Origin of the sequence: Flavitalea sp. (genome assembly GCF_035489435.1) — a bacterium.
Lineage (GTDB): Bacteria > Bacteroidota > Bacteroidia > Chitinophagales > Chitinophagaceae > DATHKG01.
Genome location: NZ_DATHKG010000005.1, coordinates 16350 through 33183, shown reverse-complemented (window position 1 = coordinate 33183; position 16834 = coordinate 16350). Strand labels below are relative to the sequence as shown.

Sequence of the window (16834 nt, the reverse complement as noted above, 5' to 3'; positions counted from 1 at the left end):
TTTTAGCAATAATTAAAAAGTGACATTAGCTCCGACAGAAATTGCCTTTTGATTAGGATAACCCCAGCTTCCGTTTGGTATCCATGAGTTATTTTGTCCAATTTCAGGATCATAATTGATCAGCTTGGTCCAGGTAAAAATGTTCTGACCTGAAAGGAAAATCCTGGCACTCTGAATCCTTACTTTTTGCATAACGGCTGAAGGAATTGTGTAAGAAAGAGTGGCACTTTTCAAACGCAGGTAGCTTGCATCACCAACCCAGAAAGACGAAACCTGTGAGTTGTTCACTGTTGGTGAAGATGTAAGTCTTGGATATGGTGCGTTTGTATTCTGAGGCGTCCAGTAATCAAAGTTCTGTCTGTAAGGAAGCATTGTTTCCCAGAACGGCATCACTGCTGAACCATGATAATACCAGCTTGCTTTGGCAGCACCCTGGAACAAAAGATCTAACCCAATTCCTTTGTAACGAATTGATGGAGAAAATCCATAGATGATGCGTGGTGCTGCAACGGGCTCGCCTATAACAGTGAGATCATTGTCATTGATTTTGCCATCGCCGTTCATGTCATTATAACGAATGTCGCCAGGCTGAACTGCGCCCCATGGCTGTGTAGCAATGCCCGATTTAAGACCGCCGCCCGATTCAAAATCACTAGCCTGGAAATAGCCAAGCGATTGGTATCCAAACTGCGTTCCCAGCGATCTTCCCGTGATTCTGCGATTAGGATTGTTTTTAGTAGTTGGCCCTTCAAAAACCTGGAGCAGTTTATTTTTTGCATAGGTCATTGTAGCGCCCAATGATACCTGGAGATCTTTTGTAAAGTTATAATTAGAAGTTGCAGAAAAATCGAAACCGCGGTTCTCCATGATTCCGTCATTGACCTGGCTTAACCCAATACCGTATTCTGAAGGCACAATCACATCAGGATTGACCAGCATGTTTGAACGTTTTTCATAGAAATAATCTATTTCAAAATTGAACAGACCATTCCATAAATTTACTTCAAGACCTACATCAGTTTTCTTTGCACGTTCCCAGGTAATATTTGGATTTGGTTCTGCCCTTGCAGTGATCCCCTGCACAGCATTTCCACCCAACACATAGTTAGTGCCCAATACATTATATGTATTCATATACTGGAACGGACTACCTGCAAGTGCACCTACCTCGCCATAGGATGCTCTTAACTTCAGATTGTTTAACCAGCTGAACCTATTCTTCATAAATTTTTCTTCAGATAAGCGCCAGCCTGCTGAGAATGCAGGGAAAAAGCCAAACCTATCATCCGGAGCGAAGTAATAACTGCCGTCGTATCGACCACTCGCTTCGATCATGTATTTTTTATCGAAATCATAAGCCACACGATATACCAGGCCCATCTGGCGGGCAAGCGTTGAAGCGCCACCTGTACTCATATCTGCCTGGCTGGAGCTACCCATGTTTATCTCGTCGATAGCAAGGTTAAAATTTCTTCTTGATGCAGCCAGACTAACAAGGGAATTGCTTTTTGCTTCAAACAGTCCAAGCACGCTGAGTCCATGCCTTCCGAAAGTACGATCATAGTTGAGCCCTGCCTGGTATGTAAGCTGGTGCGCATTATCAGTACTCTGGGAAAGAGATGGTTTTGTTTGTCCCCAGATTCCGTCGTTGATAGTATATGGAGTTGTGGATTTGTCAAGACTTGCTTTGTGCACCGGCAATGTCCAGTTTTTTATCATTGCATAAGAAGGATCGTAGGCAACTGTTCCCTTAGCTTTCAATCCCGGGACAAACGGAATGATTTGCTCAATAGAGATCTGCGAATAAAGTGAAGTATTATTATTGTTTTGATAACCGCTGTTGAAAAGGCTACCGGTGAGGAATGTTCCCGGCATACCGTTACTGAATCTGAGTGGCCCATATAACGGATGCAAATAACCGATCAGTTCAAAGATACGTCCTGTAGAGACTGCGGGGTACTGATCTTTCTGATTCCTGCCGTTAATGTTTATAGCAACCGTTGTGGTTTTGGTAACCTGCGCATCAAGACTAAGTGTTAAATTATATCTTCTTGAGTTGGTAGCGGGCCACATACCTTCCTGGAATTGATAACCAAGACCGGCATAATATTTTACTTTTTCGCCGCCACCAGTTACTTCTATATTGTGATTGGTAAGAATTGCGTTCTTGTTGGTTATATCGCCCCAGATATCTTTGAAAGTTGGATAAGCATCGGGGTCTGAGCCATCCTGGAACTTGCGGAGATCTTCTGCAGAATAAGGTTGAGAAACGCCTTCATTAACTGCTGCTGCATTTCTGAGCGTTGCATATTCAAATGAGTTTACAAAATCGGGCAACACTACCGGATTCTGAAAGCCGACATATCCATTATAGGTAAGTGTTGGTGCACCCGATTTACCTTTTTTTGTTGTCACTAAGATAACGCCATTAGCGCCGGCAACTCCATAAGGCGCCACTGCGGCCGCATCCTTCAAAACGGAAAACGATTCTATAGAATTTGGATCAAGTTGTTGAAAGCTTCTTGGAATACCATCAACTATCACCAGTGGTTGATTAGCGCCTGTTGATGAGATCCCCCGTATAAAGATGCTTGATCCGTCTCTTCCGGGTTCGCCAGAACCTTGTTTTACAATCACCCCTGAAACCCGGCCTCCGAGGCCATTGCTAAGATTTGAAATTGGAAGTGATGCAATTTCTTTTCCTTTTAACGTTGATACAGCCGCCGTAACTGATGTTTTTCTTTTGACCCCGTAACCGATAACCACAACATCATTAAGTGTACCCGAAACCGAAGTCTGAAGCACGATATCGAAAGCTTTCTGCGCACCCACTTTGATGACTTGCTCACTAAAACCTTCGTGAGAAACTACAAGCGTTTGACCTGACGTGACTTCGATAGAGAAAACCCCTTTCTCGTCGGTTTGTGTACCAAGTTGGGTTTCTTTTACAATTACAGAAACATTGGGCAGCGGACCCGTTGCATCACTTACCTTACCGGTAACAGTAGATGCTGCCTGGCCAAAAAGGTCAGCTGCAAAAAGAAGGAACACGCCTTGCAGCAGAAAGATTTTTGCGCGAAATAAGAGTTTTAGTGATTTTAAGTTCATAGCTTCTTTGTTTTGGTTGTATGAGTGGCAGTTAAGCAGTGAAAAACTAACATTCCAAAACTATTAGTTAGGCGGACAGGTTTAGTACACAATCTTGCTCATTCTTTATCCTATTTTGTATTTCTTGGATTTACAGGTGGTCGTACGTTTAGAAAAACGCTGGTATAAAATCATCTAAAAATAGTTTTACCTTATATTTAGAATATGAAACCGCATTTTAAACCGATACCATCGGAGTCGAAATTATTTAAGGTTGAGTTTCAGGAAACCAGTAAAGAGTTTTATTATCCCTGGCATTATCATCCTGAATTGGAGCTGGCTTTTATACTTAGTGGAAAAGGAGTGAGGTATGTTGGTAACTCAATTGAGAATTTTTACGCAGATGATCTTGTGTTGCTTGGTTCGAATTTACCACACTCCTGGCAGAGCACTAACAAGGATGAGCCTGTGACTGCTATCGTGATTTATTTGAAGGAGGAGTTTTTTGATCCGACCTGGGTACAGAGCATTGAGTTCGAATCCATCAGGAAGCTGCTGACCAATATGAGTAAAGGTATCAAGGTTGACGACAATGTTGCGCGGGGATTGAAAAGCAGCTTTTTTGCTTTGTTAAAGGCATCACCTTTTGAGAAACTGATGATCCTGTTGCAGATACTGCAGGATCTTTCATATAATATGTCAGCCAGGTATTTATGCGAGCAAGGTTTTGCCTGCGATTTGAATTATACGGATAAGGGCCGGATAAACATGGTATATGATTATATACAACAAAATTATCTGAAGCAAATTACACTTGCCGATATTGCGTCCAGGCTTAATATGAGTGAAGAATATTTTTCAAGATTCTTCAGCAAAACAATGAAAAAACCTTTTTTCGAATTTCTGAATGAGTTTAAAATAAATAAGGCCTGCAAGTTGTTACTTGAAACCGACAAACAAGTTAGCGAGGTGTGTTACCAGGCAGGCTTTGAAAGCATTCCGTTTTTTTACCGTCAGTTTAAAAAGTTTAAGAACTGCCAGCCAAAAAATTACCGGCAGAATTATCAGCAGGTGTCTGTGTTAGAAGTGGTGGAGTAAAAAATGCAGTTACAGCTAAAAAAATACACCGTCATATTATGACTATTTAGCGACATGCATAAAGTATAGACCATCCCGTTTATTTACGATTATTGTATCCGATCCCAACATTCGTTCTGCAGGCCTGCGATACGCTGCATCATAATCGCGCGAACGGGTTCTATAATTCGGCTTAGGTTTTCTACCGAGAAGGAAAGCAAGAAAAACAAACAATAATAAATGCTGGATAATCATCGTAGTAGGTTTAGCTTGTTAATTGGTGTTGTTAATTGTAGACTTGTTAATTGTTATTGTTTATTGTAGAGGTGCTCATAAACCGCGAACAACTTCCAGAACTGCTTTTCTTCCTTAAACTCAAATGAATATTTCTTAAAATCATTCAACACCAACTCTATAACGCTGCCGGACAACCGATACTGCCCGATCATGATTTCTGAAGCGCCCGTAAAAAAGCCAGCCTTCCCATCACACAAATGCACATTCTCACGAGTAAGTTCTTCAAACACCAACACATCATTCATCCGGTAATCCGGCAAAGCCTGGTGATGCGGGATATTGTTATTAAAAGAGAGCGCAAGCAGGTTATTGCTACTGGTTTCGGGCAAAACGAGTTTTGGAAAAGAAGCCCAGTCATTAAAGGCTAACTCCTTATGACTACAACGCATATATATCGCATCACTTATAAAAGGCACCTCGCGAAGCTGCAGGTTGGTGATCCGGTTTTCGTCGGTTAACAGGGAATCGCCATTGTATTGCAGAATCTCATTTACTGTCAAAACCTCGGATACAAATTTATTTAGCGGAATGCTAAAATAATTTGCAATTTTGATTACAGATTCCAGTTTTGGTTCCGCGCGACTTTCCTCGTAAGACGAGATATTTCCCCTGGTTAATTCAAAAAGATCCGCAAATGCTTGCTGGCTCAGGTTTTTGGCGGTCCTTATTTTTTTTATGTTGGTTCCGATTTTGAGCATAGATCAAATATAAAGCAAAATATTTTAACAAATATGCAAATATTTTTTGCATTTTAACAAAATATTTTTTAGCTTTATCAGACAAACAAAAGCCAAATGATGGATTTCATGTCCACAATTCAAGATTTCGCCACCAGCTCCGGTTGCCGCATCGTTTACAAAAATGAAAAAGACGGCATCCTGAAAATCGACAACGAGGAGGATGGCATTCATAACCTGATCATCGGTATCGCACCCCCTATCCTGATCATGGAACATTTCCTGTTTTCGTTTAAAAAAGATAATGTCGGCATGTTCAAACAACTGCTCCAGAAAAACCGCGACATGATCCACGGTGCCTTTGTAATAAACGAAGAAGGAAACAAGGTGCTTTTCAGGTACACGATGCAGATTGACAATATCGATCTCAACGAATTTGATGGAGCCATCAATTCACTCGGGCTCCTGCTCAGCGAATACTATCAACAAATCATCAGCTTTTCAAAACTGTAATGTTATGAACCTATTTAAAAGAATTTTCAGGATCGGACAGGCAGAAATTCATGCTGCTGTCGAAAAAATGGAAGACCCCATTAAGATGACCGAACAAGGCCTGCGCGAACTCCGCGACGACCTCGCCGAAGCCACCGAAGCATATGCCAAAGTGAAAGCCCTCGCTATCCGGACGGAAAATGACGAAGCCACCTGCCAGAAAGAATCATTGAATTATGCCGAAAAAGCCATCCTGATTATGCAGAAGGCTCAAAAAGGTGACGTCGAGCTCAATAAAGCCGAACAACTGGCCCGCGAAGCACTTTCTTTACGTCGCAGATATTATGCTGATGCCGAGGACCTGCGTTCACAGGCGCTCACGCATCACCAGAGTTCGCAGGACATGCTCAGGAACATCGAGATCCTGAAAGAAAACATGGGCAAATGGGAAAAAGAACTGAAAACCCTCAAGGCACGTGTAAAAGTGAGCAAGGCAACACAACAGGTGAATAAACAACTGGCTCAACTCGATACCAACGGCACCATCGCGATGCTGGAACGTATGAAAGACAAAGTCGAAGACCAGGAAGCACTGTCAAAAGCCTATGGAGAAATCGCTCATTCAAAAAACGATCTTAAAGACGAATTAAACAAGATTTTGAAAGATGATACGTTATCCATCGAATCAGACCTGATCGCCATTAAAAACAAATTAGGCATGGGTCAAAACCCGGAAAATTAGAAAAACAGTTATTACCTTATGCCCTTGGCCAATCACTTGGACAAACATTTACCGATCACTTAGTCAAACATTTGCCGATTACTTAGACAACAACATTAACCTTAACCTGTCATGTCAGACTTCTTTAACCTCCTGTTTCACCCGCTTTCAAATGGCATAATGACCGTACTAACGGGCATCACTGCACTATACTGGGTGTTTACCCTTATAGCCGGTGATTTCCTGGGCGACCTTGACTTTGCACCGGAGGTTGATACCGGTGTTGATGTTAGTCCTGATACCGATGTTGATGTGGATGGTGAAGTCAGCGCTGAGCAAGGATGGTTTTCAAAAGCGATGGACTATGTGAATGTCGGCAAAGTGCCATTCATGGTAGTATATTCAACCTTTAAATTTATCGCCTGGATTATCACCCTCGTTAGTTCTGTGTTTCTCGGAATGGCAAGCTGGGGCTGGAAATCAGCCCTGATCTTAATACCTGTTTTCGCTCTCGCGTTTTTTGTAACCCGTTTTGTTACCAAACCATTAGTAAAAGTTTATAAAGCCATGGGATATAACGGAGATGAATCACTGGACCTTCTGGGACGCATAGCAAAAATGCGCTCCTCAGTAACCGGCGACAAGATCGGCGCCGCAGAACTTGTAATCAACAATGACGTGATCCGCCTAAACGTAAAATCCAAATCCGGCGATACAATCAATTACAACGCCGACGTTATGATCGCTGATGAATCAAAAGATGGGAGGTTTTATTATGTGGTTCCCGAAATAACCCTAAATAACATCGTATAACCCATGATTTCCCTCTACAATTGATATCCTTTTAACCATAATCACGTCTAATTCCTATCATCATCGCATAATTATATTTTTTCATTCAACCTTATCCCAAATAAAACACAAACTCATCCTCAAAGAACTCATAACTCACTCATCACTCCTAACTCATAACTCATAACTAAACACTCACCCTCTTAACTCTTAACCATGCTAGAATCTCTTGGCGGAATCACTCTCCTCATCGTTGGTGGTATCGCGTTTTTACTCTTCATTTTACTTGCTGCCTTTGCCAGCTTCTATAAAAAGATCCCGCAAGGCAAGGCCATCGTGAGAACCGGTGTTGGCGGTGGTAAAGTAGCATTTAACCAGGGTATGTATGTGATCCCGATTCTTCATAAAATGGAGATCATGGACATCTCTGTTAAGAAGTTACAAATCGACCGCCTGGAATTCGAAGGACTGATATGCAAGGATAATATCCGGGCAGACATCAAGGTCGCGTTTTTCGTTCGCGTAAATAAAAATGTGGAAGACGTATTAAACGTTGCACAGATCATCGGCACCGAACGTGCTTCTGATACGGATACGCTGACCAATTTGTTTGAAGCAAAGTTCTCAGAAGCCTTGAAAACAGTTGGTAAGAAGTTTGATTTTATCTCCTTGTATGAAGCCCGTCGTGAATTCAGGGACGAGATACTAGGTATCATTGGTACAGATCTGAATGGTTATATCCTGGACGACTGTGCCATTGACTATCTCGAACAAACTGAAATGAAGTTCCTCAGCCCCGGTAATATCCTTGATTCACAGGGTATCCGCAAGATTACTGAACTCACTGCCGCACAGAATATCCACGCAAACCTGATCCGTCGTGATGAGGAAAAGGTGATCAAAAAACAAAACGTGGAGGCACGTGAAGCCATTCTTGAACTGGAAAGACAACAAGCCGAAAAAGAAGAAAAACAAAAACGTGAGATTGATAATGTAAAGTCACGCGAACAGGCAGAGATCCTGAAGGTTCGTGAAGAAGAAAGACTGAAATCAGAAACAGTGCGGATAAAGACCGATGAAAGCCTGGCCATACAGGAAGAAAACAAACTTCGCCAGATCATCATTGCTGCAAAAAATAAAGAACGTACAAATGCGGTTGAAACGGAAAGAGTAGAGAAAGATCGTGCATTGGAAGCAACCGAAAGAGAAAAAATCGTAACCCTTGCCCAGATCGAGCGCGACCGTAATATTGAAGTTGAAAAGAAGAACATCCAGGATGTGATCCGCGAAAGGGTTAAGCTTGAAAAAGGCGTGGTGGAAGAACAACAGAATATGAAAGACATCGAATCTTTCCGTGAAGTTGAACGCCAGAAAAGTGTGGGTATTACCAATGCTACACGCATGGCTGAAGAAAAACTGATCTATACTGTTAAAGCTGCTGAAGCTGATAAAAAAGCCGCTGAAGAACGCGGTAAACAAACCATCATTGATGCTGAAGCGAAAAAAGAAGCTTCAGTTAAGGAAGCCGAAGCCCGTAAGATACTGGCTGAAGCCCAGGCTCGTGAAGATGCAACGCTTGGTTTGTCTGAAGCTGAAGTAATGATTGCAAAGGCTGAAGCTTCCGAGCGCCAGGGTACGGCCGATGCCGGTATCGTTGAAAAAATGGCCGATGCACGTCGTAAGCAAGGTCTTGCTGAGGCTGAGGTCACCAGGGAAAAAGCTTTTGCTGAAGCTGCGGGTATTGAACATAAGGCTGAAGCGATGAAAAAGCTGGATGGTGTTGGTAAGGATCACGAAGAGTTCAAGTTGTTATTGGCGAAGGATCGCGACATTGCACTTGCTGGTATCAACATACATAAAGATATCGCTATGGCCCAGGCTGGCGTTTTGGGCGAGGCGCTTAAGAGTGCGAGGATCGATATCGTTGGTGGTGAGACCATGTTCTTCCAGAATATTGTTAACCAGATCTCAAATGCCAGGGGCTTCGATCGTTTGATCAATGAAAGCGAACATGCTACTGATATCAAAAACGCTTTGATAGGTGATGGCAATGGTAACGGGGACGGGAAATTGCTGGAACGTATCCGCTCCTTTGCTTCAAAATACAATATCTCGACCAATGATCTGAAGAACCTGACTATCTCTGCAGTGTTGATGAAGATGCAGGCGAATAGTTCGGACACCGATCTGCCGGCGATCATGGATCTTGGAAAATTGGCGCAGAGTCTTGGTTTGTCGAATAAAAAGTTGGGTGCATAAGAGATTCTAAATAGTAACAGTAGCTGCAGCTTTTTATGAGTGCAGCTACTGTTTAGTTTGTTCTATAATTTTTGCGGATTCAATAAGGTCATTCAGGATTTATAAGATCATTCAATTGTATCATTCAATGAATTATTCAGGATTCAACAAGACCGTTCAATAGTAACATTCAATAAATCATTCATTCCAAAAAAAATCATCTGGCATCGTTTTTTAATGAATCAATATTGAATCCGCCAATCACGGATTTATATCAATTTCCTTATCTCGGTTTAATATGGCAGTAACAGAGCAAAAGACGGGATCTGCACTTGATTCCGGAACTTACGAGATTATCCGGAACAGGCTGAACGAGCAGCGCATCGAACTTGCCGCGAGACTGGCCAAGCTAAATGTAGCCAGGCATGAGGTATTCAGTTCTGATGGATTTGAGCTGATCGCTAACCAAAGGATCACAACTGAAAATCATGGGGAATCGCGGGGCATTATTGCCCTGGGCGATCTTTGTATATTCGGGTACAATGTGCAGTTTGGTCTGAAGGAAGATATCAAGCTGAGCGATGTGTTCAGTATCTATAAGTTCGCCAATGATCATTTTGAACCGCAGCCTTTAACGCTGATTGATGATGCAGCTTTTGTTACTGACTTTACCAATCTCTATAAATATTACCGCGATTCATTGTTCGCCAGGTTTTTCCAAAGCGGGAACTACCTGTATATGATTTTTCAGACCGGGAAAACGGTCGATGATCGAAAGGCGTTTAAATGGCTGATCAAAAACAACCAGCTTACTTACGTAGATGACCGGTCTATCCATGAGGTGCAACGCGCACCACAGCATGATTTCCGTTGGATCAAAACAAATTTGGAAGATCGTCGCCTGGGTGCTTACCCGCATATCTCGATTCTCGACAAGGTGTTTATTGAAGCCATTGGAGGTGATATAACCTTTAAAGTTGAAAACAATACCGCATCCGGTCGCGGTATCTATCATGAACCGGTGTTGAACAAGGATCAGCAGCTCGATGATGCCGAATATTATTATGCTGATCTTGGTAACCTGGTGGCGTTGAAGATAAAGCCTTACCAGGAAGAGGCGCGTTCCTATATATTTAATGCACGCACCCGGGAAGTGAAGCCAATCAAAATGTTGCTTGATGCGGGTATTTTGTTGCCGGATAACCAGGGTGTAATCTTTCCAAACGGATATTATCTCCAGAACGGCGATTATAAATTGTTTGAATCCGATCTGACTGGCCTCGAATTTATCCGCAGTGTGGCTTCCCCGAATGGTGAAGACATCCTTTACATATTTTACCAGGTTCGGAGTAACACTTATGTGCTGATGTCTTATAACATCATTGTACAGCAGGTTGAAACCCCGATCATCTGTAATGGCTTTACAGTTTTTAATGATGGCAAGCTCATTTATTTCCGGACCGAAGCAGAAGCTGTGCGTCATCACCAGGTGCAGATCTGGCAAACACCTTATACAGCTGTGTTGAAGGAAAACGATGGCATGCACGACAATGTGCTGTATAAGATCGGGAACAAGGATATTGTGAGTGCGATGTCTGAGAGCCAGGAGATCATCCAGTTGTTGAGCAAGGAGGATTCTTATTCGCGGCTTTATGAAGACATCCAGAAAAAAGCGAATGATGTTATCGATTCTTATTTCTGGATACGTGATCCGGCGACTTTTGATTTAGCTACACCGTTGTCTTCGATAAAAGACATTGCGAATACCGCTATTGATGAATTTGCAAAAGTGCAGGCACAGCGCCAACATGCACGCGAGACATTGGCGACAATGCAGAAACGCGTTGATCAGCTGGTGATTGATATCAAGAACAATGTGGTGACCTCCCTTGATCAACTGGTGCAGATGCTTGCAAACACCCGCAACATGCAGGGTGCGGTGATTGATCTGCGAAACGTAAAATATGTTGCGCTCGATAAGGTTGAGGAACTGCAGAAAGTGCTCGATGGTTATAACACGACACTTTCCCAAGACACCATAAACTTTTTGCTAAAAGACAAGGCACTGGAACCATACGAGCAGAAGGTTGTCGCCCAAAAGGCAGCTGTTACCGGTGTTACCAAGGCCATTGATGCTTTAGCCATAGAAGCCGCGGTAAAAGGTATTGCGGGCGAACTGGAGATGTTGATTGATATCCTGAACAGCCTGAAAATAGAAGACACAACGCAGAGCACTCGAATCATTGAAAAGATCTCCCTGATCTTTGCATCGCTGAACGAGGTGAAGGCCGACCTGGCCCGAACGCTGAACTCATTGCGAAGCAAGGAAGCAACCGGCGAGTTCTACGCACAACTAACTTTACTTGAACAGGGCATAGTTTCCTTCCTTGATCTCTCTACCTCTCCTGAAAAATGCGAGGATTATTTCACCAAGGTGAGTGTGCAGGTGGAAGAGCTTGAAAGCAAGTTTGCTGATTTTTCTGATTTTGTTTTGAAGATTGCAGATAAGCGTGACGAAGTGATCAAGGCCTTTAATGGCAAGAAGGAAATGTTGATCGCGCAGATCAACAAACGTTCTGCTTCATTGGAACAAATCGGATTACGTGTTCTGAAGAACGTCGAAAACAAGGCGCGATCGTTTGATAGCAAGGAAAGCATATATGCGTTTTTCTCAGCTGATTTAATGATTGGCAAAATACGCGGTCTTGTCGCTGACCTTGCTGCGCTGGGCGATGTTGCAAAAGCCGAAAATCTTGAGAACTTATTAAAGGTTGCACAGGAAGATGCACTTCGCAACTTAAAAGACAAGACCGATTTGTTCGTGGATGGCCAGAACATCATTGCACTAGGTGATTATAAGTTCGTAGTGAATAAACAGGTGCTTGACTTAAGCATAGTCCGGAGAGATGAGAAGCTGTTTTTCCATTTGATCGGTACGAGTTTTTATAAGGAGGTTAAAGCCGAGGCATTATATCAATATCGTTTTATCTGGGAGCAGGAGTTGATTTCGGAGAACACGTCGGTATACCGTGGTGAATATCTGGCATACCAGGCTTATCAGGCTTATGAAAATTCCTTGACAGGCGTGGCATCTACTATTCACCGAAGTACAGATGCCGCAGTTGTTACAAATGGTACAGGTGGTGCCAATGACACTTCAGGTACTGCGGGCACTGCAGGGACTGCAGGGACTGCAGGCGCTATCGGTACTGCAGGTCAAAATAATTTTGATCATATCAGCTATATCAATGACAAAGTCGAGCGTGATTACGCAGCCGCTTATTTAAAAGGTGTTCATAATACTGATGCGATCCTGATATTTGAGCAACTTCGTTCTCTTCGGGAAGGCCTGGGTATCCTGAATTATCCGCCTTCAGTTCGCGTAGCCGCCCAGCTATTTTGGTTACAGATAGATGAAGCAGCTACAAATAAATTGTCGCAGTTAATATCTGCAGCTCATTCTATTGAGAAAAGTTTTCCAGGAAGCAGGCAGTCCGCTTATGTGGTAAATGAGATTGTAAATAAGTACAGGCTTTATGTAGGTCTTAACACTGGCGACACTACCAGCGCTTCAAATAACACAAACGGAAGCAATTCTGCAAGCACTTCCATTACATCCAACACCGTTAATGCCATTTCTACTAATACACATAATGGTAATGGCAAAAATACGTTCAATGCTTCAAATACTGCAGGTGCCATAGGGCTTGCCGGAGTTGCCGGAGTTACCGGCGCTCACGGAGCTAACGGAGCTAACGATACATACGTCATTGCACACATTAATGATGTTGCACAATATCTTTATGAGGAATTTGCATCAAACCTAAGTTTCACTGCCAGTGAGCAGGCCATCCACATCAAAAAAGGATTTAATGAATTCCTCCAAGCGCAAAAACGTTTTGATGTTTTTGCAAAGGATACAGAAAATGCAGGATTCAGTGTTGAAGACCGGTTCCAGATTATAAAGAATTGGCTGCAGGCATTTTTGCAGCAAGGCGGGTATGATGCAACCTATATTGATGAAGCCGCCTGTCTACTTCTATTCAAGAGCCATCCTTATAAAGAGCGCGCCACTTCAGACTCAAGCCAGATTAATGGATTGAAGGGCACGCATGCTGTCATTTCAGGGCAGCAATACAACCTGAACTTCCATTCTTTCCTTTCAAAGATGGAGAACTACACCTCGACCGTTGTTCCCGCTTTTGAAGCCTTCAACAAAGTCAAGAGCGACCTTACAAAAAGCTACAAACATGCTTTGAAGATCGGTGAGTTTGAACCGCGCGTCTTGAGTTCATTTGTACGAAACCGCCTGATCAATGAAATATATTTTCCTTTGATCGGTTCAAATCTCGCAAAGCAGATCGGTGCAGCTGGTGATGATAAACGCACAGCCCGTATGGGTATGCTACTCCTGATCTCCCCTCCAGGTTATGGTAAAACCACCTTGATGGAGTACCTCTCCAAAACGATGGGTCTGCATTTCGTGAAAATCAATGGGCCAAGCATTGGTCATCGTATCACATCTATCGATCCCGTCGAAGCAACCACTTCCGGTGCCCGTGAAGAACTCAAAAAGATCAACCTGGCTTTTGAGATGGCCGATAACGTTATGCTTTACCTGGATGATATCCAGCATTGCAGTCCCGAGTTCCTGCAAAAGTTTATCTCCCTGGCCGATGGTCAGCGCAAGATGGATGGTATCTTCGAAGGTGATAGCAAGACTTATGATTTGCGCGGAAAACGTTTTTGCGTGGTAATGGCGGGTAACCCCTACACAGAAAGCGGTGAGCAATTCAAGATTCCCGACATGCTTGCAAACCGGGCTGATGTTTATAACCTTGGTGATGTAATTGGCACTTCCGATCATCTATTCAACCTTAGCTTAATTGAAAACGCCGTTGCCGAAAACCGTTACCTGCAAAAAATCTCAAACCGAAGCTTTGAGGATCTTCATAAACTCATCAACTACATTGAAACATCCGCGGAAATGCTGCCCGCTCTTGAAGGCAATTACCAGGGCCAGGAAGTCGATGATGCGCTCGCTGTTCTTCGGTCCATCTTAATGATTCGCGACATTGTGATCCGCGTGAACCAGCAATACATCGCAAGCGCTGCCATGAAAGATGCTTATCGCACAGAGCCCTCTTTTAAATTGCAGGGGTCTTATCGGAACATGAACAAGATGGTCGGCAAAGTTGTACCATTGATGAACATCGAAGAGGTTCGAACACTGATCCTCTCCCACTACGAAAGTGAATCACAAACATTAACCTCGGATGCTGAGGCAAACCTGCTTAAGCTAAAAGAACTTGGCGGTTATATTACCGCACCTGAACTCGAACGCTGGGAACAAATCAAAACAGTTTTTCGAAAGAACAACAAGTTTGGGGGGTTGGATCAGAATGATACTTCTGGTCAAATGCTTATTCAATTGAGTAGCTTTAACGAGCATTTGGAAGCTATTGCGAAGGCGATTAGCAACGGCACATAAACACTAAACAGAAAAATAGACTGATCGCGGAAGCAAATGCATGACATCAAATAAATTTTTACAATCTGGTAGTTGACTATGAAAAGATGCCTCTTATACCAAAAATGATGAATATGACCTAAATGAAAAATCGCTATCCCGCCGCAAATATGCGAAAGATAATCGTCCCTCTTTGTGATTATATAGCGTTGTCCTTGCCTTCGACCATGATTATTTTTCAACAAATGACACAGAATTTTGATCGCTTGATTAAATATCAGGGGCAGCGTGTATAAAAAGTATTTTTCCGAATACCGCTGTTTGCAAAGTAGGATTTATCTGATTGAAAAAAATCCGACCCTCTGTATCCAAAAAAGAGCCAGGTTTCTGAGACATCCGCCACTGATCAAATGACTGCAATGGATGCAACGCTCTGCCAGCTTCTTGAAACGTTTGAGAATTTAGAAGAGCATAGCAATAGGTTCTGATTAATAATGATCTATCAGGAGTTTGGGTTCTTATACTTACTACAAAGACTTTTATCACTGATTAGACATTGCAAAGCCCTATGCAATATATGATTATCTAAATATCGGCAGTATTGATAATAAAATTATTTAAAATGGCAGAATATTATAAAGGAAAAACTATCGATCTTGATGATAACTTTATCAAAATCGAAGGGGAACGATATCCATATATAAAAGAACATGGGGAATACTATTATGATTATGCTCATGCAGACGGTAAAAAGGATTTTTGTAAAGGCTTACATGGAATAACCCTCAACAATTTAGGAATTGAGATCATTAAAAATCATCCCACAAAATGTTTGTTTGCAAAAAAGCGACGCAAGCACATCAAGGAACTAGCACGAGGTGTGCAATCGTGGAACGAATGGCGGGTAAACCATCCTCATATCAGACCAATTCTATATGAGCTAAACTTTGACAAAATTAAAGAAAAAAACCAGGGCATTAAATCCAACGGGTTACAAGGCATTAATTTTAGCAATGCAAATCTCATTCAATCCAATCTAGTGGGTGTTGATCTTACAAAGGCAAACTTTCATGAGGCAAACCTTGGAGAGGCAAAACTTATGAAAGCAACTCTAGTAGAAGCAAATTTCTGCAGAACGGATTTTTACAAAACTAAGCTTTGGGGAGCAAATCTTTCAGGAGCAAACCTTCAAGGAAGCCAAATCGCTGGGACGGAGTTTACGAAAGACCAGGACCAGAAAACTCAAATCAAAAATTGCAAGGTTTACGGGAGCTCAGCCTGGGATATAAAAGATTTGGATCAAGCAGATCAGAAAGAACTAAAGATAGTTTACAAAATGAGTGAAAATGAGGAGTTAACCACTTTATCTGTGGATGATCTAAGTATGGCACAATTTCTTTTTTTTATCTTAAATAATAAAAACCTCACTAATGTTTTTAAATCTACCCATTCTTCAATTGTCTTAATATTGGGACGTTTTAGAGATGATAGAAAGGAGTTTTTGAACAATATTCGTGACAAACTTGCGAATAAAAAGATAAACGGGACAAAATACATTCCGATAATTTTTGATTTCGAAAAAAGTGAGAACCAAGACTTCACACAAGTCATTACTGTATTAGCGGGCATGTCCCGCTTTATCATTGCAGACCTAACAGATCCGTCATCAATTGCCCAGGAGTTACATGCTTTTGTTGGTGAATTTCAGATACCTGTTATTCCGATAATTGAGAGCTCTGAAAAAAGCAAAACGAAGCCGTTTAGCTTGTTCGTAGACTATTATAAATATGGATGGGTTCACTCGATCATAGAATATAGTTCAAAAGAAAATTTCTACTGTCATTTCGACAAACTCATTTGTGAGGCAGAAGCATTTTATACACAAACCAATAACAGGAAAAAAAATGTTTACAGCATTTCGATCGATAAACTATAGTATCGACTGGACAGTGATTGCTACTTTCATGAGACTTTTAACAACTA

Annotated in this window: 9 protein-coding genes; 7 read left to right on the top strand and 2 right to left on the bottom strand. The window is 42.2% G+C overall.

The features are described 5' to 3' along the window. Window positions 1–12: 12 nt before the first annotated feature. Window positions 13–3108, bottom strand: a complete 3096-nt coding sequence (locus VK664_RS00205) for a SusC/RagA family TonB-linked outer membrane protein (protein WP_461396569.1) — start codon at window positions 3106–3108, stop codon at window positions 13–15. A 204-nt stretch (window positions 3109–3312) separates the two neighbouring features. On the opposite strand from VK664_RS00205, the gene VK664_RS00200 reads away from it, so the two are divergent. Beyond that, window positions 3313–4185: an AraC family transcriptional regulator gene (locus VK664_RS00200; RefSeq protein WP_461396568.1), complete on the top strand. Its 873-nt coding sequence runs from the start codon at window positions 3313–3315 to the stop codon at window positions 4183–4185. A 287-nt stretch (window positions 4186–4472) separates the two neighbouring features. On the opposite strand, the gene VK664_RS00195 is transcribed toward VK664_RS00200, so the two are convergent. Beyond that, a complete protein-coding gene (locus VK664_RS00195; RefSeq protein ID WP_461396567.1) occupies window positions 4473–5159 on the bottom strand; it encodes a helix-turn-helix domain-containing protein in 687 nt (228 codons plus the stop codon). Between the two features lie 108 nt (window positions 5160–5267). On the opposite strand from VK664_RS00195, the gene VK664_RS00190 reads away from it, so the two are divergent. The 6 genes from VK664_RS00190 (at window position 5268) to VK664_RS00165 (ending at window position 16787) form a co-directional block, all read left to right on the top strand. Further along, window positions 5268–5651, top strand: coding sequence for a YbjN domain-containing protein (locus VK664_RS00190; RefSeq protein WP_461396566.1), 384 nt, complete (start codon window positions 5268–5270; stop codon window positions 5649–5651). Window positions 5652–5655: 4 nt separating this feature from the next. Then, complete coding sequence (locus tag VK664_RS00185; RefSeq protein WP_461396565.1) at window positions 5656–6372, top strand: PspA/IM30 family protein; 717 nt, start codon at window positions 5656–5658, stop codon at window positions 6370–6372. 111 nt (window positions 6373–6483) lie between these two features. Next, window positions 6484–7164: a hypothetical protein gene (locus VK664_RS00180; RefSeq protein WP_461396564.1), complete on the top strand. Its 681-nt coding sequence runs from the start codon at window positions 6484–6486 to the stop codon at window positions 7162–7164. Between the two features lie 195 nt (window positions 7165–7359). Beyond that, window positions 7360–9402, top strand: a complete 2043-nt coding sequence (locus tag VK664_RS00175) for a flotillin family protein (protein ID WP_461396563.1) — start codon at window positions 7360–7362, stop codon at window positions 9400–9402. A gap of 277 nt (window positions 9403–9679) precedes the next feature. Next, window positions 9680–14872, top strand: a complete 5193-nt coding sequence (locus VK664_RS00170; protein ID WP_461396562.1) for a DNA repair ATPase — start codon at window positions 9680–9682, stop codon at window positions 14870–14872. A gap of 601 nt (window positions 14873–15473) precedes the next feature. Next, complete coding sequence (locus tag VK664_RS00165) at window positions 15474–16787, top strand: pentapeptide repeat-containing protein (protein ID WP_461396561.1); 1314 nt, start codon at window positions 15474–15476, stop codon at window positions 16785–16787. The last annotated feature ends 47 nt before the right edge of the window (window positions 16788–16834 follow it).